Source organism: Shinella zoogloeoides, from assembly GCF_022682305.1.
GTDB classification, from domain to species: Bacteria; Pseudomonadota; Alphaproteobacteria; order Rhizobiales; family Rhizobiaceae; genus Shinella; species Shinella zoogloeoides_B.
This window is the reverse complement of record NZ_CP093528.1, coordinates 1,484,034-1,502,645: the sequence shown is the minus strand read 5'-3', so window position 1 is coordinate 1,502,645 and position 18,612 is coordinate 1,484,034. Positions and strand designations below refer to the sequence as shown.

Annotated in this window: 25 protein-coding genes; 23 read left to right on the top strand and 2 right to left on the bottom strand. The window is 65.0% G+C overall.

What is annotated here, in order from left to right; genetic code table 11:
• Window positions 1–21 precede the first annotated feature (21 nt).
• Together MOE34_RS07810 and MOE34_RS07805 are read left to right on the top strand one after the other, a co-directional pair.
• On the top strand, window positions 22–678 hold the full coding sequence (locus MOE34_RS07810) for a cation transporter (RefSeq protein WP_024343495.1): 657 nt from the start codon (window positions 22–24) through the stop codon (window positions 676–678).
• 74 nt (window positions 679–752) lie between these two features.
• A complete protein-coding gene (locus tag MOE34_RS07805) occupies window positions 753–1,799 on the top strand; it encodes an IS110 family transposase (protein ID WP_024343494.1) in 1,047 nt (348 codons plus the stop codon).
• Between the two features lie 199 nt (window positions 1,800–1,998).
• Here the strand turns inward: MOE34_RS07805 and MOE34_RS07800 are convergent, their stop codons facing one another.
• Together MOE34_RS07800 and MOE34_RS07795 are read right to left on the bottom strand one after the other, a co-directional pair.
• A complete protein-coding gene (locus MOE34_RS07800; protein ID WP_024343470.1) occupies window positions 1,999–2,217 on the bottom strand; it encodes a helix-turn-helix domain-containing protein in 219 nt (72 codons plus the stop codon).
• A gap of 40 nt (window positions 2,218–2,257) precedes the next feature.
• Complete coding sequence (locus tag MOE34_RS07795) at window positions 2,258–2,476, bottom strand: helix-turn-helix domain-containing protein (protein ID WP_242222648.1); 219 nt, start codon at window positions 2,474–2,476, stop codon at window positions 2,258–2,260.
• A gap of 155 nt (window positions 2,477–2,631) precedes the next feature.
• On the opposite strand from MOE34_RS07795, the gene MOE34_RS07790 reads away from it, so the two are divergent.
• The 21 genes from MOE34_RS07790 to trbK-alt all read left to right on the top strand — a co-directional run bounded on the left by MOE34_RS07790 (window position 2,632) and on the right by trbK-alt (window position 18,612).
• Window positions 2,632–2,874, top strand: coding sequence for a helix-turn-helix domain-containing protein (locus tag MOE34_RS07790; protein WP_026227536.1), 243 nt, complete (start codon window positions 2,632–2,634; stop codon window positions 2,872–2,874).
• Window positions 2,875–3,000: 126 nt separating this feature from the next.
• On the top strand, window positions 3,001–3,264 hold the full coding sequence (locus MOE34_RS07785) for a DNA -binding domain-containing protein (RefSeq protein WP_242222647.1): 264 nt from the start codon (window positions 3,001–3,003) through the stop codon (window positions 3,262–3,264).
• Between the two features lie 119 nt (window positions 3,265–3,383).
• On the top strand, window positions 3,384–3,674 hold the full coding sequence (locus MOE34_RS25575; protein ID WP_376717665.1) for a transcriptional regulator domain-containing protein: 291 nt from the start codon (window positions 3,384–3,386) through the stop codon (window positions 3,672–3,674).
• Window positions 3,649–4,143 carry a DUF2285 domain-containing protein gene (locus tag MOE34_RS07780; RefSeq protein WP_242222645.1) on the top strand — a complete coding sequence of 165 codons (495 nt, stop codon included), beginning with the start codon at window positions 3,649–3,651 and terminating at the stop codon, window positions 4,141–4,143. Before MOE34_RS25575 ends, MOE34_RS07780 begins: the two co-directional genes overlap by 26 nt.
• A gap of 138 nt (window positions 4,144–4,281) precedes the next feature.
• Window positions 4,282–4,563, top strand: a complete 282-nt coding sequence (locus MOE34_RS07775; protein WP_066115913.1) for a helix-turn-helix transcriptional regulator — start codon at window positions 4,282–4,284, stop codon at window positions 4,561–4,563.
• Window positions 4,564–4,574: 11 nt separating this feature from the next.
• Window positions 4,575–5,462, top strand: a complete 888-nt coding sequence (locus MOE34_RS07770; protein WP_242222643.1) for a replication initiator protein A — start codon at window positions 4,575–4,577, stop codon at window positions 5,460–5,462.
• 208 nt (window positions 5,463–5,670) lie between these two features.
• Window positions 5,671–6,309, top strand: coding sequence for a ParA family partition ATPase (gene parA, locus MOE34_RS07765; protein ID WP_242222641.1), 639 nt, complete (start codon window positions 5,671–5,673; stop codon window positions 6,307–6,309).
• A complete protein-coding gene (locus MOE34_RS07760) occupies window positions 6,306–6,560 on the top strand; it encodes a ribbon-helix-helix protein (RefSeq protein ID WP_242222639.1) in 255 nt (84 codons plus the stop codon). Before parA ends, MOE34_RS07760 begins: the two co-directional genes overlap by 4 nt.
• A complete protein-coding gene (locus MOE34_RS07755) occupies window positions 6,557–7,075 on the top strand; it encodes a DUF2840 domain-containing protein (protein ID WP_242222638.1) in 519 nt (172 codons plus the stop codon). Before MOE34_RS07760 ends, MOE34_RS07755 begins: the two co-directional genes overlap by 4 nt.
• The gene (locus MOE34_RS07750; protein ID WP_242222636.1) at window positions 7,072–7,617 is read left to right on the top strand and encodes a S26 family signal peptidase; all 546 of its coding nucleotides are present in this window, start codon (window positions 7,072–7,074) and stop codon (window positions 7,615–7,617) included. The genes MOE34_RS07755 and MOE34_RS07750 overlap by 4 nt, the downstream gene beginning before the upstream one ends.
• 45 nt (window positions 7,618–7,662) lie before the next feature.
• Window positions 7,663–8,010 carry a DUF736 domain-containing protein gene (locus MOE34_RS07745; protein WP_066115925.1) on the top strand — a complete coding sequence of 116 codons (348 nt, stop codon included), beginning with the start codon at window positions 7,663–7,665 and terminating at the stop codon, window positions 8,008–8,010.
• Between the two features lie 3 nt (window positions 8,011–8,013).
• Window positions 8,014–8,775, top strand: a complete 762-nt coding sequence (locus tag MOE34_RS07740) for a lytic transglycosylase domain-containing protein (RefSeq protein ID WP_242222634.1) — start codon at window positions 8,014–8,016, stop codon at window positions 8,773–8,775.
• A 244-nt stretch (window positions 8,776–9,019) separates the two neighbouring features.
• A complete protein-coding gene (locus MOE34_RS07735) occupies window positions 9,020–10,759 on the top strand; it encodes a relaxase/mobilization nuclease domain-containing protein (protein ID WP_242222632.1) in 1,740 nt (579 codons plus the stop codon).
• A gap of 25 nt (window positions 10,760–10,784) precedes the next feature.
• On the top strand, window positions 10,785–12,770 hold the full coding sequence (locus MOE34_RS07730) for a conjugal transfer protein TraG (RefSeq protein ID WP_242222629.1): 1,986 nt from the start codon (window positions 10,785–10,787) through the stop codon (window positions 12,768–12,770).
• Between the two features lie 8 nt (window positions 12,771–12,778).
• Window positions 12,779–13,213, top strand: a complete 435-nt coding sequence (locus MOE34_RS07725; RefSeq protein ID WP_242222627.1) for a CopG family transcriptional regulator — start codon at window positions 12,779–12,781, stop codon at window positions 13,211–13,213.
• A 169-nt stretch (window positions 13,214–13,382) separates the two neighbouring features.
• Window positions 13,383–14,366: a P-type conjugative transfer ATPase TrbB gene (gene trbB, locus MOE34_RS07720; protein WP_242222625.1), complete on the top strand. Its 984-nt coding sequence runs from the start codon at window positions 13,383–13,385 to the stop codon at window positions 14,364–14,366.
• On the top strand, window positions 14,363–14,695 hold the full coding sequence (locus tag MOE34_RS07715; protein ID WP_242222623.1) for a TrbC/VirB2 family protein: 333 nt from the start codon (window positions 14,363–14,365) through the stop codon (window positions 14,693–14,695). Before trbB ends, MOE34_RS07715 begins: the two co-directional genes overlap by 4 nt.
• Window positions 14,695–14,976, top strand: a complete 282-nt coding sequence (locus MOE34_RS07710; protein ID WP_242222621.1) for a VirB3 family type IV secretion system protein — start codon at window positions 14,695–14,697, stop codon at window positions 14,974–14,976. Before MOE34_RS07715 ends, MOE34_RS07710 begins: the two co-directional genes overlap by 1 nt.
• A gap of 12 nt (window positions 14,977–14,988) precedes the next feature.
• Complete coding sequence (trbE, locus tag MOE34_RS07705) at window positions 14,989–17,445, top strand: conjugal transfer protein TrbE (protein WP_242222618.1); 2,457 nt, start codon at window positions 14,989–14,991, stop codon at window positions 17,443–17,445.
• Window positions 17,442–18,212, top strand: a complete 771-nt coding sequence (trbJ, locus tag MOE34_RS07700) for a P-type conjugative transfer protein TrbJ (protein WP_242222616.1) — start codon at window positions 17,442–17,444, stop codon at window positions 18,210–18,212. The genes trbE and trbJ overlap by 4 nt, the downstream gene beginning before the upstream one ends.
• A gap of 10 nt (window positions 18,213–18,222) precedes the next feature.
• Complete coding sequence (gene trbK-alt / locus MOE34_RS07695; protein ID WP_242222614.1) at window positions 18,223–18,612, top strand: putative entry exclusion protein TrbK-alt; 390 nt, start codon at window positions 18,223–18,225, stop codon at window positions 18,610–18,612.

The following is an 18,612-nucleotide window of genomic DNA, read 5'->3' as shown; positions in this document are numbered from 1 at the left end:
TGCAAAATATCGGAAACGTGTATGAGTGAAAAACAACAAGAAGAAGGTGAAATCGAGCTTGACGCGAGCAATGCCGCCGAACGCAGGACTCTTATCTGGGTTCTTGCCATAAACTTCTTGCAGGTGATCGTGGCCGGTGTCGTCGGCGTTATCGCAGACTCGACAGGTCTCTTGGGTGCCGCCCTGGATAATTTGGGAGATGCCGGCGTTTATGCCGTCAGCCTTTATGCCGTCGGCCGGACGATCGTGGCAAAGGTGCGAGTGGCGCGTCTTTCGGGTTTGCTTCTGATCGCCTTTGGACTTGCATTGTTCGTGGAGGTGCTTCGCCGTTTCTTCGTGGGTGCCGAGCCAATCGGCCTCGCCATGATCGTCACGGCTCTCGCCAATGCCGCGCTTAATGTAGTTTGCTTAAAACTGCTGCGGTCGCATCGGGATCGAGGTGTGCATCTCAAAGCGTCCTGGATCTTTACGACGAACGATATGCTGGCGAACGCCGGCATTGTCGCGTCGGGTGCCGCGGTCATGTTCTTCGCGTCCCCGCTGCCTGACCTAATCATCGGGTTGCTGGTTGGCGGCATCGTGCTCAAGGGTGGCTGGAATATCCTGAAGGAGGCGCACGATGCAATAGGTGATGGCTCGTCGCGGCCCAAGGGCCAGTCTAGTCCCGAGAACGACTGAAATAGTCGTAGTTTACAAAATGGTCTGTAGATTGGTTATGAGACGTGTCGACTCTTGATTCGGAGGAGTTCGGCATGTCTCAAAGCTATTATATTGGGCTGGATGTTTCCGCCCGAACAATCAATCTCTGCGTTGTCAACGCCGATGGGCAGGTAGCGCATGAACGAAAGCTTTCATCCAATCCGGAAGAGATTGCGCAGCATATCCTGTCGCTCCCGCTTCCAGTCGTCCGCGTCGGTCTCGAAGCAGGGATGCTGTCTCAGCACATTTATGGGCATTTAGCCGAAGCCGGCATTCCCATCGTGTGTGTAGAGACCCGGCACATGAAGGCGGCTCTCTCCGCGCAACTCAACAAGACCGACCGGCATGATGCGCGCGGAATCGCGCAGATGATGCGCGTCGGCCTCTTCAAACCCGTCCACGTCAAGACGCCGACAAGCCAGCGCCTTCGGACCGTCCTGACGGCCCGCCAACTCCTGCGAAACAAGCTCCAGGATGTTGAAAATGAAATCCGTGGTCTCATCCGAAACTTCGGATATCACCTCGGCAAAGTCACGGCGCGCGATTTCGAGCCGCGAGTACGGGAACTGATCGCAGGAAGCGACCTACACATAGTCGCTGATACGCTCCTGTTGGCGCGGCGATCGCTGCGGGAGCAGTTCGGTCGGTTGGACGATTTGCTTGTCCGTCTCGCGCGGGACGACACTGTTTCGCGCCGGTTTATGACGGTGCCGGGGGTCGGCCCGCTCGTAGCGCTCATCTTCCGGGCAACGGTCGATGTCCCATCTCGCTTCACTCGGTCGCGAACCGTTGGTGCCCATTTTGGTCTGACGCCGCGCAAGCACCAATCCGGCGAAGTGGATCGCACCGGCCGCATTTCGAGATGGGGTGACGCCATGACGCGCAGCGCGCTCTACGAGGCAGCACAGGTGCTACTGACTCGCGTAAAACGCTGGTCCACCCTAAAGGCTTGGGCTGCTCAGGTCTCGCGACGTCGAGGCCACAAGAAGGCGATCGTCGCCCTCGCTCGCCGCATCGGTGTCATACTGCATCGCATGTGGGTGGATGGAACTGAGTTCGACTGGGGTAAGCGGCCAGAGGCCGCCGCTCCTCTGACATAGGTTCGGTCAGGCGCAAGTCTGACTGAGGCGTCTCCCTGCGAGGGGACGAGGGACGGTGAGTTCGCAAATACGACTTGGCAGCGTCGGCATGTCCAACGCGAAGCCGCATTATAGATTGCTCCGCCGGCTCTTCTGATCCCATCCTGTGGCGGCCTCGTGCCGACCACGAAGAGAAGCATGATCCTCGCGGGAATACGGCTCAAAGCTGATCGTCGGGCCGGACCAATTCCATGTGGCTGACGCCGAGGGCCTGAGCCAATTCATAAAGCGTGATCACGGTCGGGTTCCTCCGGCCGCGTTCAAGGCTGCTGAGATACTGTTGACTGAAACCGGAGCGCGCTTCGACCTCTTCCTGGGTCAGGCCTTTCTCCCGACGCAGGCGGGCGAAGTTCCGGCCGACCAATTTGCGCATATCCATGCGCAGGAGGATCGTGATTTACATACTTTGAGTTTATCAACTATAGTATGTAAATGAGCCAGCGGAGCGCGCGGGAAGCCTCGCTATCCGATTGGCCCGAATAGAGAAGCGTGATCACGGTCGGGTTCCTCCGGCCGCGTTCAAGGCTGCTGAGATACTGTTGACTGAAACCGGAGCGCGCTTCGACCTCTTCCTGGGTCAGGCCTTTCTCCCGACGCAGGCGGGCGAAGTTCCGGCCGACCAATTTGCGCATATCCATGCGCAGGAGGATCGTGATTTACATACTTTGAGTTTATCAACTATAGTATGTAAATGAGCCAGCGGAGCGCGCGGGAAGCCTCGCTATCCGATTGGCCCGAATAGAGAAGCCGTAGTTCTGGCGTACGCGTAGGTCCGAGTGGGAGGTGATCATGCATGATCACCGCCCGACAATCACGGGCCGCACGCGCGTTGCTCGGCTGGACACAGGAGACGCTCGCTGACAAGGCCCGGGTATCACTGACCGCGTTGAAGCGCCTTGAATCCGACAGCGGGCTCGAGGTGTACGAATCAACACGCGATCAGGTCCGTCGAGCCTTTGAAGGCGGTGGCATCGTCCTGCTCAACTCCGGCCAAAGCGTGGGAGTGATGCTGGTTGGTGACAAGGACAACCCTTGACGACTTTTTCGGGCGAACTCGCCCGACCATCCTGATTTTGCGTCAAACCGCGGCGGTATGGCGCGGGATATCATTACAGTTAACAAACCGCTCCAAATTGGATACGAATGACTCGTGGGGCTCATCGTGACCAACGCAGAATATCTGGACGAACCGCCGCTCGGCGCGGCGCTCACCGCCTATGACCAGGCGCATCTGAAGTTGTACCTGAGGCTGCTCGACGCCGAGGCGGACGGCGCGACCTGGGAGGAAGTCGTCGAGCTTCTCTTCGGCCTCGATCCCGCAGCGGACCCCGACCGTGCAGCGAAAATTCATGCCGCACACCTCGCTCGCGCGAAATGGATGACCGAGAACGGCTTTTGCGAGCTTCTCGGCCCCCGCCTCCATTGAGGTGATGCAGAACCTGCATCACGTTGATCCGACTTCGTTCTTCACACGCCACGCTCAACTTGGGATCGTGATCGCTGCTTGACTCGCGTTGCGTCATAATTTCGCGGAGGCGGTGGAGGATGTCCGAAGATGAAAGTTGGCGGTCTGAGACCGCCTACAACTATATCGACAATCTAACTCCGGGTAACCTTGCCTGGGAATTTCTGCGCCGAAACCCCGACTACCGGAAAGCCTATCAGGAGCTTGTGTCCAGCGGCCGACTCTCACTCGAAACGGCCGAAGAATTTGCGAACCTATGGGGGTTGCGATTTCGGCGCCGACCCTCTCATCGCGGCTCATGCCCAGCAGATTTTTTGGACCCCTCAAGTCGATCCGTCGGCAATAATGTTCGCCGCAGGTCCGCGCCCTGAAGGGTTTTCCATCACTGCCGACGAGTTACGCCTCCGTACCATATTCCAGCACGACCCTGCTCATCTCAGGCTCGATATCTGCGGCGAGCAGTATGACGTCACGCTCGCGGACCCGCAGGACGAGAACCCGCTCGCGGCGATGGTCATGTTCGATGACCTCACACCGGATCGACAGACCGCGCTGACCCGGTTCTGGAGCGCGATCAAAGGCAAGCGCGTCCCGAACGACCCTCGAATGACGCCTCAGCGCCGCGAGCGCGCGCGCCAAATGCTGCGTGCGGTCGATGGACGTCGTGCCGGCGCGACATATCGATCGATCGGGGAGGTTCTGTTCCCTGGTCATAAAATCGACGCCGCCTCCTGGGCCGGGGACGCGCTGCGCGAAGTCACGATCCGGCTGGCGCGCGACGGCGTGAAACTCGTTGAAGGCGGCTACCGCTCCCTCCTGCGCCGACCCCGCCGATCATAGCCCGCCATCGACCGCCTGCGGCGTGTCGAAACTAGATTCCTATCTCCGACATCGTCCGACCCACCGTCTTCACGCCACCGTGCTCTCGAACCGCCGCCTGACGGCAGCGGCCCCCGATGAGACCACGGAGGCTCGACAATGGCCGATACGACCGCCGGCATCCCGCCACGCTACCTGCGCACGCAGGAGGCCGCTCGCTTCCTCGGACTGTCCGAGCGCACACTGGAGAAGCACCGCACCTACGGCACCGGCCCGGCTTACAGGAAGCTCGGCGGCCGAGTCGTCTACGCCATAGAGGATCTCCAGACGTGGGCCGATCGCGGCCTCGTCAGTTCGACCTCTGATCCGCGCGGCACGGTGCTCCCCGCCAAGCGGCAGGAGCCGTCGGATCGCCGCTTCGCCGGCCGCCAGCCGCGCTGAGACGACACGCCATGTCGTCCCGTCACACACAGCACGACGAGCGTGCGCAGCTCGATCTGTTCCGGGCGCTGTCCGGCGATCTCGCGCCGCGCGACGCGCAGGACCTCATGGCCTATCCGTTCTTCTCGCTTGCCAAGTCGAAGCGCCTGACGCCGATCGACTTCAAGGCGGGTTCGGTGAAAATCCGTGTCGAAGCCGTGCCCGAGCACGGCATGGCGACGATCTGGGACGCTGATGTTCTGATCTGGGCGGCCTCACAAATCGTCGAGGCCCGTGACGTCGGCCTGCGCCCGTCACGCCTGATGGCGACCACGCCTTACGAGATTCTGAACTTCATTGGACGCGGTGTCTCGCTGCGCGATTACGACCGGCTGAAGGCCGCGCTCGACCGCCTCCAGTCCACCACCATAGCGACCTCAATCCGCCAGCCGACCGAGCGGCGGATGCACCGCTTCTCCTGGATCAATGAATGGAAGGAGCGAGCCGATCACCGCGGCCGCCCGCTCGGGCTCGAACTGATCGTGCCGGACTGGTTCTACGGCGCGGTCCTTGACGACGCGCTCGTCCTGACGATCGACCGCAACTATTTCAGGCTGACCGGCGGTCTGGAGCGCTGGCTCTACCGCCTCGTGCGCAAGCACGGCGGCAAGCAGGAACACGGCTGGAGCTTCGACTTCCCGCATCTCCACGCCAAGTCCGGCAGTCTCTCGCCGCTCAAGCATTTCGCCTACGACCTGCGCGACATCGTGCGCCGCCAGCCGCTGCCGGGCTATCGCCTGACCATCGAGCAGTGCCTCGGCGGCCCCGAAATCCTGTTCTTCGTACCCACCGATCCCGACGCGCTCGGCATCCCGCGCCGCCGTCGCCGCTCGACAACTCGACCTGGGGATAAGCTGTGAATCATCTCGTGCTATCAGGGACCGGCGCTATCGTGCCATCGGGGACCGGACTCTCGTGCTATCGGGGACCGGAATCGTCGATTCATCGCGCTGAATCAGCCGCTTGCGAGCCCCGTAACTTATCTAACCTAGATTCCTACGGAATCTTTCTAACGCAAATGCGTTTTTCGACCGCTGTGGACGAGTCCCCGATCGCCGGGAGACCGTCATGATCGTCGCGTTCCTCAACCAGAAGGGCGGCGTCGGAAAGACGACGCTCGCCCTCCATCTCGCCGGTGAATGGGCTCGGCATGGGCAGCGCGTCACGCTGATCGACGCCGACCCACAGGGCTCGGCGCTCGACTGGTCACAGCAGCGCGGCCGTGAGGGATTGGAGCGGCTGTTCGGTGTTGTCGGCCTGGCCCGCGACACGCTCCACCGCGAAGCGCCGGAACTGGCGCGCGATGTCGATCATGTCGTCATCGACGGACCGCCGCGTGTCGCCGGTCTGATGCGTTCGGCGCTGCTGGCTGCCGATCTTGTACTGATCCCGGTGCAGCCGTCACCGCTCGACGGCTGGGCGTCTGCCGAGATGCTGACGCTGCTCAGCGAAGCGCGGATCTATCGACCGGACCTCAAGGCGCGGTTCGTACTGAACCGCTGTGCCGCCCGCACGATCCTCGCCCGCGAAACCGCTGAGACGCTCGCTGAACACGATCCCCCGCCGCTCCTCACCACCATCGGTCAGCGCATCGCCTTCGCCGATGTCGTGCAGACCGGACGGCTCGCGGCCGAGCAGGACGATACATCGCCCGCCGCGCGGGAGATTGCCGCGCTCGCCGCCGAAGTCACGAGGATCGCGACATGAGCGAGCGGTCCTCGAAACGCAGTTTTGCGACCCGGCCTGCCGATCCGGAAAGCTGGATCAAGGCGCCAGACCGTCCATCGCCGCGCGCGGACCCCGCCGCCGAATTTACCGCCAGGCTGACGATCGACGTCACCGCCGACATGCGCGGCCGGATCAAGATTGCCGCCTTCCAGCGCGGACAGACGGTCGCCGACATGCTGCGCGCGCTGTTCGAGCGCGAGTTCCCCACCAGCGAAGGAGAGCCGCGATGATCGGTGTCGCCGACCCGTCGCTGCGCACCGGCTTGCCGCCAGCGCCAGCGGCCGATGCACTGACCCATGTCGAGTTGACGTGGGTCGAGAAGAAGATCGAATTCTGGATCAGGTTCGGCCGCGAGATCGCCGAACAGATCCTCGACCGCCGCCGACGCGTCGTGTCGTTCGCACCGGACAGTGTTTTCGCCTTCGTTCGCTGGACCTCCAACGACTACGGCACCGCACTTTCTCGGCTCGACATCGTGCGCGCCGTCGCTGCGGGCGAGCGCTGCCAGACCCTGCCATTCGTGCGCCCCGGCGGCGACATCCTGTTGCGCGCCGATGGCTGGCCGAAGGTCGAGCGCGTGCTCCAGCTCATCGATGCGATCGAGGCGCGGGGCATCGAAGCGATCGACGTTTCGCCCGATCACTGGCGACACGTTCACAACCGTCTGACGGCCGGTGAAGCACCGCGCGCCTACGACGCGCAGCAGCATCGCGCCTTCCTCTTGCGCCGGAGGATCATGCCATGAGCCGCATTGGATACGTCATGACGACGTACTTCGCGGTGATGCTGATTGGCGTCCTGTCGATCATCTCCTTCGCGCCAAAGCTGATCTGGAATGCCTCCGCGAGCACGCCGATCGGCCTCTATGCGATCAGCGCCAGCGACGTATTGGAAGCGACCGACCTCGTCGCCGTAGCGGCACCGGAGCCGATCGCCACGTTCCTTGCCGATGGCGGATATTTGCCACGCGGCGTGCCGCTGCTGAAGCGGGTCGCGGGTCTGCCCGGTCAACGTGTGTGCCGATCGGGCCACACGATCACCGTCGACGGCCACGCCATCGGCGACGCGCTCGACCGTGATCGTCGGGGCCGCGAACTGCCGATCTGGCAGGGGTGTCGCGTCATCGCCGACGACGAGCTGTTCCTGATGAACTGGCAGGTCCGCGACAGCCTCGACGGCCGCTACTTCGGCCCGCTCCCCACCAGCTCGGTCATCGGCCGGGCCACCCCCCTCTACACCGACGAGGACGGCGATGACCGCTTCGTCTGGCGCGCGCCGACGCGGTGACGGCACGCCCATGACCCCGTCCACCGCACAGCCAAGGAGAAACCCATGTCCCTCATCGGTCAATTCACGAGCGAAAATGACGGCTTCATCGGCCACCTAATGACGCTGACATTGCACCAGGACATCATCATCGTTCCGGCCGAACCGTCCGATGCCGAGAACGCGCCAGACTTCCGCGTCCATGTTCTCGACAGCATGAACAACGAAACCGGCGCGGAGATCGGTGCGGGCTGGAAGCGCACTGGCGAGAAGGCCGGCGACTACGTCTCGCTGCAGATCGACGATCCGACCTTCGGTCATCCGATCCGCGCTAACCTCTTCCAGTCCGCCGACGACAAGTCCGCCTGGGGCTTGCACTGGAATCGTCCGCCCAAGCGCGCAGAGCGGGACTGAACGATGTCGGTCCCGCTCCCCAAAGCTGTCGCCGGGCGGTCAAACACCGCCCGGCGCACAGTCCTCCTTCTCCTTTCCGGCCTTCTGCTTTCCGCACCGCTTTGCGCCAATGCGAATGCGCAGACGGTGTCCGCCGAGCGCCCCTCTCGCGTCGCTCCCTACGCCACATTCATCACCGAGGCCGCGCAACGCTTCGGCATTCCCGAGCACTGGATACGCGCCGTCATGCGCGTCGAAAGCGCTGGGGACGTGCGGGCGATCTCGTCGGCCGGCGCGATGGGCCTGATGCAAGTCATGCCCGCCACATGGGCTGATCTGCGCGCCCGTCACCGGCTCGGCGCGAATCCTTACGATCCACGCGACAACATTCTGGCAGGCGCCGCCTACCTGCGCGAGATGCACGACCGCTACGGTTCGCCGGGCTTTCTCGCGGCCTATAATGCTGGTCCCGGCCGCTATGAAGAGTATCTTGCTGGCCGTCCGTTGCCCGCTGAAACCCGCGCCTATGTCGCCGCGCTCGCGCCCATTATCGGCGGCGCAGACGCGCTTGCTCCCGTCACGGTCGCGACCGCCGATCCCAACGCCTGGACGCGCTCGCCGCTGTTCATCGTGCAATCCGAGCGCGCCGCCACCGCTGTTTCGACGACCGGCGATAGCGCGTCGAATGAGACCCCGGCTGCAACTCCGGTGCGCGATGTCACAGCCATCGCTCCGCAATCCGCAGGCCTGTTTGTCGCCCGAAACGGCGATGGGGGGCCGCGATGACGGTGCTCGCAGTATTTCGTGGAATAGCGTGCTCTGGCGGAAGGATGGCGGTCCGAGGAGGGAGAGCAGGCAACACAACCGCACGATGGCGAGATAAAAGCGCGCGAGGTGCGGCTTGGTGCGGTCGTGTGTTTTCAGGGACTTATGGCGCATTGGCGCGAGGTGCGCCTGATCGGCGCAGCCTGCGCATCCGCCATTTCGCCAAGGATTACCGCGCGATTGCGCGATGTGCGGGGCCTCGGCCATGAGCAGCGAGGACGATTTCCGCATCCGGCCAGGCCGCATCCGCTCGACCCGCGCGCAGCAGGCGCGACCCTTCATCGCCCAAGCGCTGGCGGCTGCGCAGCGCGCCGGCGGCAGCGTCTCGCGGTCCGGCACGATCAGTTCGGGCAACCGCTCGCGTTTCGGGCGCGGCCAGCGCGCGACGGTGCAGGCCAACCGGCTGCTCACCAGCCGATCGCGCAACACCGTAATCAAGACGCGCGTCGTCCGTCATAGCGCGCGGGCCACGCCGCTTTCCGCCCACCTTAGCTACCTGCGGCGCGAGGGTGTCACCCGGGATGGGGAGAAGGCGCGGCTGTTCGGTCCCGAGACCGAGGACGCCGATCCCAAGGCCTTCGCCGAGCGGACCCAGGATGATCGGCATCATTTCCGGTTCATCGTCTCGCCCGAGGACGCGACGGAGATGTCCGACCTCAAGACCTATGCCCGCGACCTGATGGGGCAGATGGAAAAGGATCTCGGCACCAAGCTCGACTGGGTCGGTGTCGATCACTGGAACACGGATAATCCGCACGTCCACATCATCCTGCGCGGGCGCACCGATGACGGCCAGGACCTCGTCATCTCGCGCGACTACATCAAGGAAGGCATGCGCGCCCGCGCGCAGGATCTCGCCACCCAAGAGTTGGGGCCGCGCACCGATCACGAGATACGCCGCAATCTCGAACGCCAGATCGAGTCGGAACGCTGGACCAATCTCGACCGCCAGCTTTCGCGCGACGCCTATCGCACCGGCGTCGTCGATCTCGCCCCGCATCCCGATCGCCAGCCCGACGAGTTCCACGCGATGAAGGTCGGCCGGCTGCGGAAGCTGGAGACGCTCGGCCTTGCGGATCAGGTCGGCCCCGGCCAATGGGTCGTATCGGAGAATGCCGAGGCGACGCTGCGCGAACTGGGCGAGCGCGGCGACATCATCAAACGCATTCACCGCGGCCTGACGGAACGCGGTATCGAGCGCGGCGCCGCCAGCTATGTGCTCGCCGGCGAGAGCCTCAACGATCCTGTCGTTGGCCGGCTGGTCGATCGTGGTCTCGACGATGAGCTGAAGGGCACCGCCTACGCCGTGGTCGATGGCACGGACGGACGGACCCATCATATCAAGCTGCCCGACCTCGACGCGGCCGGCGATAGCGCGCCGGGCTCGATCGTCGAGCTGCGCAAATTCGACGACGCGCAGGGACGCAGACGGGTCGCGCTCGCCATCCGCTCCGATCTCGACATCGAGAGGCAAGTCCATGCAACCGGCGCGACCTGGCTCGACCGGCAGGCGATCGCCCGTGAGCCCGTTCCGCTCGGCGGCGGCGGCTTCGGCGCCGAGGTGCGCCAGGCTATGGACCGCCGTGCCGACCATCTCGTTGGTCAAGGTCTCGCCGAGCGACAAACACGGGGCGTCAGCTTCTCACCCGGGCTGATCGACATGCTGCGGCAGCGCGAGGTCGACGCCCTTGGCGAGAAGCTCGCGGCCGAGACCGGCCGACAATTCTCGAAGGCCGCAACGGGCGAGTATGTGGCGGGCACCTACCGGCAGCGCTTCGCGCTCGCGTCTGGCCGCTTCGCCATGATCGATGACGGCCTCGGATTCCAGCTCGTGCCCTGGTCGCCGTCCCTCGAACGCCAGGTCGGTCAGCACGTCTCCGGCGTGTCGCACGGCGCCGGTGGCGTCGACTGGAGCTTCGGCCGCAACCGCGGCCTCGGCATGTAGCCCAATCAAGAAAGGAGTGCCCGCCATGTCGGCGACCAAAATCCTCTGGGGCCAGATCCTCACCGTCGTCCTGATCGTGCTGATGACAACCTGGGCGGCGACGCAATGGACGGCCTATCGGCTCGGCTTCCAGCCACAGCTTGGACTTCCGTGGTTCGAACTGGCCGGTTGGCCGATCTACTATCCGCCAGCCTTTTTCTGGTGGTGGTATTTCTACGATGCCTATGCTCCGCCGATCTTCATCGAAGGCGCCTATATCGCCGCGTCGGGCGGTTTCATTTCCATCGCCGTCGCGATCGGCATGTCCGTGTGGCGGGCGCGCGAAGCCAAGAACGCCGAGACCTTCGGCTCCGCCCGATGGGCCGATGCTCGCGAAGTGAGTGCCGCGGGCCTCCTGGGCGCGGATGGCGTGATCCTGGGCAAGTTCGAGCGCGACTACCTCCGTCACGATGGTCCCGAGCATGTGCTGTGCTTCGCTCCCACGCGATCCGGCAAGGGCGTCGGCCTGGTCGTGCCGTCACTGCTGACCTGGCCGGGCTCGGCCATCGTCCACGACATCAAGGGGGAGAACTGGACGCTGACGGCGGGCTTTCGATCCCGGCACGGCCGCGTGCTGCTGTTCGATCCGACGAACACGAAGTCGGCCGCCTACAATCCTCTGCTCGAGGTCCGCCGCGGCGAGTGGGAGGTCCGCGACGTCCAGAACATCGCCGATATCCTGGTCGACCCAGAAGGCTCGCTGGAGAAGCGGAACCACTGGGAAAAAACCAGCCACGCGCTGCTGGTCGGCGCCATCCTGCACGTCCTCTACGCCGAGGCCGACAAGACCCTGGCTGGCGTCGCCGCCTTCCTCTCCGACCCGAAGCGGCCGATCGACTCGACGCTCGCCGCCATGATGAGGACCGCCCATCTCGGCGAGGCTGGCCCGCATCCGGTGATCGCTAGCGCCGCTCGCGAGCTGCTGAACAAATCCGACAACGAGCGGTCCGGCGTGCTGTCCACCGCGATGTCGTTCCTCGGCCTCTATCGCGATCCTGTCGTCGCCGAGGTCACACGCCGCTGTGACTGGCGCATCGTCGATATCGTCGGCGGCAAGCATCCGACCACCCTCTACCTCGTTGTGCCGCCATCCGACATCAACCGGACCAAGCCGCTGATCCGTCTGATCCTCAATCAGATCGGCCGGCGGCTCACGGAGGATCTGAACGCGAAGGGCAACCGCCACCGGCTTCTCCTGATGCTCGACGAATTCCCGGCCCTCGGCCGCCTCGACTTCTTTGAGAGCGCGCTTGCCTTCATGGCCGGCTACGGTCTCAAAGCCTTCCTCATCGCCCAGTCGCTGAACCAGATCGAGAAGGCCTACGGACCGAACAACTCGATCCTCGACAACTGCCATGTCCGCGTCAGCTTCGCGACCAATGACGAGCGGACCGCCAAGCGTGTCTCCGACGCGCTCGGCACCGCGACCGAGATGCGCGCGATGAAGAACTATGCCGGTCATCGCCTGTCGCCCTGGCTCGGTCACATGATGGTCTCGCGCTCGGAGACAGCCCGGCAACTGATGACGCCCGGCGAGATCATGCAGCTTCCGCCATCCGACGAAATCGTCATGGTGGCGGGCACCCCGCCGATCCGCGCGAAGAAGGCGCGATATTATGAGGATCGCCGGTTTCAGGAGCGCATCCTGCCGCCGCCGAATCTCGTCAAGCCGACCACTGCACGACCGGACGACTGGAGCACGCTGCCTCTTCCGGCGACACCGGTGATGGCAGCGGCCGCTAGCGGCGACGGATCGGAGGACGAGGATACGACCGACTCCGAGCGCCGGCACCAGCCGGAGTTGAGTCGCTCAAAACCCGTCGAGCCAAAGCAACCCATCGAAAACGAGTTTGAGATCGATCCCCGCGACGACGCCGACGAGGACGCCGCGCGCCTCTCGCGCATGAACCAGACGATGCGCCAGGTGGCGCGGCAGGCGTCGCTTGATCCCGGCGACGGCATCGATCTTTAGGAGGCACAATGGCGAAGCCCCCCAAAAAGCAGCGCCTGTCTGTATATCTCGAACCGGAGGTCATGAAGGCGCTCGCCGCGCACGCGGGCCGTCGTGATCAATCCCTCTCGCTGATCGCGGAAGCCGGCATCGCCTCCTTTCTGTCGCCTGATGCTGCCGAACGGCAGGAGGCTGCGACGACGAAGCGGCTCGACCAGATCGACCGGCGAATGGCGCGGATGGAGCGCGATCTCGGAATCAGCGTCGAAACGCTGGCCGTGTTCATCCGCTTCTGGCTGACGACAAACCCGCCGCTGCCGGAGCCCGCACAGGCTGCGGCGCGCTCGAAAGCAGGCGAGCGCTACGAGGCGTTCGTCACCGCTCTCGGCCGGCGACTCGCTCACGGGCCGAAGCTTCGCCAGGAGATTTCGGAAGACATCGCGCCCGCGCGCGACGCGGATTAATTACGACCGCGCCTACCACAAGTATTCCTGCGTTCCGCCGTTTCCCTGTATTTGTACGCCACAGTACGACGACCACAGCACGGTTGTTGTCAGGCCCTAATTTCTGCCTCTTCTACTCATCCCCGATCCAGGGCCGCGTGTCGCGGTCCCGCAAGAGAACGGGGACGACGTGGCGGCAACTCACCAGAAATCGGAAGCGCTCCTTCGCGGTGCCCGCATGCTGCGCACGGCCCTCGGGCCGGCGATCGCCCGCTTTCTGGAAGATCCTGCGATCGTCGAGGTGATGCTCAATCCCGATGGGCGGCTCTGGGTCGACCGGCTTTCCGAAGGGCTTTCCGATACGGGTGAGCTGCTGTCGCCTTCGGACGGCGAGCGGATCATCCGTCTCGTCGCGCACCATGTCGGCGCCGAGGTTCATCCCGGCGCCCCGCGCGTCTCGGCCGAGCTGCCCGAAACGGGAGAGCGGTTCGAGGGGCTGCTGCCGCCCGTTGTGTCCGCGCCCGCCTTCGCGATCCGCAAACCCGCCGTCGCCGTGTTCACGCTCGACGACTATGTTGCCGCCGGCATCATGGCCGCAGGTCAGGCTGAGACGCTACGCCAGGCTGTCGCAGACCGCCGCAACATCCTCGTCGCCGGCGGCACATCCACCGGTAAGACGACCCTTACCAACGCGCTGCTCGCCGAGGTCGCCAAGACCTCGGATCGCGTCGTCCTGATCGAGGATACGCGCGAACTGCAATGCGCCGCGCCGAACCTCGTCGCCATGCGGACAAAGGACGGCGTCGCTTCGCTCTCCGATCTCGTCCGCTCCTCGCTCCGCCTGCGCCCCGACCGCATTCCGATCGGCGAGGTCCGAGGTGCCGAGGCGCTCGATCTGCTGAAGGCCTGGGGCACCGGCCATCCCGGCGGCGTCGGCACCATCCACGCCGGCACCGCCATCGGCGCGCTCCGCCGCATGGAGCAGCTCATTCAGGAAGCCGTCGTCACCGTCCCGCGCGCCCTGATCGCGGAGACGATTGATCTCATCGCCGTGCTCTCCGGCCGCGGCGCATCGCGCCGCCTCGCCGAACTCGCCCGCATTGAGGGCCTCGGCTCCGACGGCGACTACCGCGTCACCCCCGCAACCCAGCCCCTCACAGGAGACCCGTCATGATCAAGCACGCCCTGCGCATCCGCCGCCATATCGCGACAGCGGTATCCGTCACATTCGTCTCATTGGCGATGGCGCCCGCCGCGCACGCGTCCGGTTCCTCCATGCCGTGGGAAGCGCCGCTGCAGTCCATCCTCGAATCGATCGAGGGGCCCGTCGCCAAGATCATCGCCGTGATGATCATCATCATCACCGGCCTGACGCTCGCCTTCGGCGACACGTCCGGCGGTGCCCGCAAGCTGATCCAGATCGTCTTCGGCCTGTCGATCGCCTTCGCCGCGTCCAGCTTCTTCCTGTCGTTCTTCTCGTTCGGCGGCGGGGCGCTCGTCTGATGGCCAACGGCGCTGACCATGGCGGCGAACTGCCGGGTTTCTCGGTTCCAGTTCACCGGGCGCTGACCGAGCACATCCTGCTCGGCGGCGCGCCGCGCTCGCTCGCCATTCTCAACGGCACGCTTGCGGCAGCCCTCGGCCTTGGTCTTCGCCTCTGGCTGGTCGGCCTGGGCCTCTGGGCTCTTGGCCACTTCGCGGCCGTCTGGGCCGCCAAGCGCGATCCGCAGTTCGTCGACGTCGTGCGCAAGCATCTGCGCATCCCCGGCCACCTGTCGGTCTGAGGAGGAACGACGATGATGAACCTCGCCGAATATCGCAACCGCAACACCCGGCTCGCCGACTTCCTTCCCTGGGTCGCACTGGTTGGCGAAGGGATCGTGCTGAACAAGGACGGCAGCCTGCAGCGCACCGCGCGCTTCCGCGGCCCGGACCTCGACAGCGCCGTGCCGGCCGAGCTGGTCGCCGTCGCCGCCCGGCTCAACAACGCCTTTCGTCGCCTCGGCTCCGGCTGGGCGATCTTCGTCGAGGCGCAGCGCCATGGCGCCGCCACCTATCCGGCAAGCATGTTCGCCGACAGCGCATCCGCCCTCGTCGACGCCGAACGCAAGGCCGACTTCGAGGAAGCCGGCGCGCATTTCGAGTCCAGCTATTTCCTCACCTTCCTCTATCTGCCGCCGGCCGAAGACGCGGCGCGGGCCGAGACCTGGCTCTATGAGGGTCGCGATCACGCCGGCGTCGATGCGCACGAGATCCTGCGCGGCTTCGCAGACCGCACCGATCGCATCCTTCAGCTCATCGACGCCTTCATGCCGGAATGCGCCTGGCTCGATGACGGCGAGACGCTGACCTATCTGCATTCGACCGTCTCGACGAAGCGGCACCGCGTCCGCGTGCCCGAGACGCCGATGTATCTCGATGCGCTGCTGGCCGATCAGCCCCTGACCGGCGGGCTCGAACCCCGGCTCGGCGACGCACATGTCCGCATCCTCACCATTGTCGGCTTCCCGACCGCGACCACGCCCGGCATCCTCGACGAGCTGAACCGGCTGGCCTTTCCCTATCGCTGGTCAACACGCGCCGTCCTGCTCGACAAGACCGACGCCACCAAGCTGCTGACGAAGATCAGGCGTCAGTGGTTCGCCAAGCGCAAGTCGATCGCCGCCATCCTCAAGGAGGTGATGACCAACGAGGCCTCTGCGCTGGTCGATACCGATGCGGCCAACAAGGCCGCCGACGCCGACATGGCATTGCAGGAGCTGGGTGCCGACTATGCGGGCCAGGCCTATGTGACGGCGACTATCACCGTCTGGGACGAGGACCCGCGCATCGCAGCTGAAAAGCTGCGGATGGTCGAGAAGGTCATCCAGGGCCGCGACTTCACCGCCATGCCCGAGACGATCAACGCGGTCGACGCCTGGCTCGGCTCGCTGCCCGGCCATGTCTACGCCAATGTCCGGCAGCCGCCGATCAACACCTTGAATCTCGCCCACATGATCCCGCTGTCGGCGGTGTGGGCGGGACCGGAACGGGACGAGCACTTCGATGCACCCCCACTGCTTTACGGCAGAACCGAAGGCTCGACCCCGTTCCGGCTTTCCATCCATGTCGGCGATGTCGGCCACACGCTGATCGTCGGGCCAACGGGCGCCGGCAAGTCGGTGCTGCTGGCGCTGATGGCGCTGCAGTTCCGGCGCTATCCGCAGTCGCAGGTTTTCGCCTTTGACTTTGGCGGATCGATCCGCGCTGCCGCGCTCGCCATGCGCGGAGACTGGCACGATCTTGGCGGTGGCCTCACCGAAGGCTCAGACGACAGCGTTTCGCTTCAACCGCTCGCGTGCATCGACGATGTCGCCGAGCGCGCCTGGGCCTCCGATTGGCTGGTCGCGATCCTGATGCGCGAGAGCGTGCCGGTCACGCCCGAGGTGAAGGAGCATCTCTGGTCAGCACTCTCCTCGCTAGCGTCCGCGCCGGTCACCGAGCGAACGCTGACAGGCCTGTCGGTTCTCCTTCAGTCCAACGACCTGAAACAGGCGCTGCGGCCCTATTGCGTCGGCGGTCCTTATGGTCGGCTGCTCGACGCCGAGGCCGAGCATCTGGGCGAAGCCAATGTTCAGGTCTTCGAGACCGAAGGGCTGATCGGCACTGGCGCCGCTGCCGCCGTGCTTGCCTATCTCTTCCATCGCATCGAGGACCGCCTCGACGGTCGGCCGACGCTGCTGATCGTCGATGAAGGCTGGCTCGCGCTCGACGACGAGGGCTTCGCCGGCCAGCTCCGTGAGTGGCTCAAGACGCTGCGCAAGAAGAACGCCAGCGTCATCTTCGCTACGCAGTCGCTCTCGGATATCGACGGCTCAGCGATCGCGCCGGCTATCATCGAGAGCTGCCAGACCCGCATCCTGCTCCCCAACGAACGCGCGATCGAGCCGCAGATTACAGCGATCTATCGCCGCTTCGGGCTGAACGATCGTCAGATCGAGATCCTCGCCCGGGCGATGCCCAAACGCGATTACTACTGCCAGTCCCGCCGCGGCAACCGGCTCTTCGAGCTGGGCCTGTCGGACGTGGCGCTGGCGCTCTGCGCCGCCTCGTCGAAGCAGCACCAGGCGCTGATCGCCGCGATCCACGCCCGCAGCGGCACGGATGGTTTCCTTGCCGAATGGCTTGCCGAGAACCGGCTCGCCTGGGCCGCAGACCTCGTCGCCGACCTTCCCAACGTCATCCCCCAAACCGATCCGGAGACACGCCCATGACCCGTTCTACTCAATCCCGCTCGCTTGCACTGCGTATCACCGCAGCGCTCCTTGCCGCGCCGATCGCGCTTTCGCCGATCCTCAGCACTCCCGCCGCTGCGCAATGGATCGTCTACGATCCGACCAACTATGCGCAGAACGTCCTGACGGCGGCGCGCACCCTCCAGCAGGTCAATCAGCAGATCACCCAGCTTCAGAACGAAGCGACGATGCTGATCAACCAGGCCCGCAACCTCGCCAGCCTGCCATATTCCTCGCTCCAACAGCTTCAGCAGTCGGTGCAGCGCACGCAGCAGCTCCTGCAAGAGGCGCAGGGCATCGCCCTCAACGTCCAGCAGATCGACCGCGCGTTCCAGACCACCTACGGCAACGCGTCGATGTCGGCCTCCGATCAGGCGCTCGTCGCGGGAGCGCGCGAGCGCTGGCAGAACACGGTTGGCGGCTTGCAGGACGCGATGCGTGTCCAGGCCGGCGTCGTCGGCAACATCGACACCAATCGCAGCGAGATGTCGGCGCTGGTCGGCCAGAGCCAGGGCGCGACCGGCGCGTTGCAGGCGACCCAAGCCGGCAATCAGCTTCTCGCCCTGCAAGCACAGCAGCTCGCTGATCTCACCGCCGTCGTCGCCGCCAATGGCCGCGCACAGAGCCTCTCCGAGGCCGAACGGGCGGCAGCGGCCGAACAGGGCCGCGAACAGCGCCGGCGCTTCCTGACGCCGGGCACCGGCTATCAGCCCGGCAACGCCCGCATGTTCCCGAACGGCAACTGAGGGCGCAGCCATGGACGGCAAGATGCTCGCCCGGCTTGGCGCTGTCGTGTTTGTGGCCGTCGCGATCACCGCGACCGCGATCGAGATGAACCGGACAGAGGAAGTGCGGGAGGCGTGGCCGTCCGGCCGGACCACCCAAGCGCAGGGCGATCCGTTGCGCGACGAACTGATCCGCTGCCAGGTGCTCGGCGAAGCGGGGCCGCGCGATCCGGCGTGCCTGCGGGCCTGGGCCGAAAACCGCAACCGCTTCCTCGCGCCCGGCGCGCGACCTGCCGAGCGCTTGCCGGACATCCCGCCAGCGCCGCGAGACACTCTCACACCCCAATCGGACCGCACCGATCAGCCGGCCATCGAGCCCGCCGCACCGATCGCGCCGCCGCAGCTCGACGAGGCGAGATAA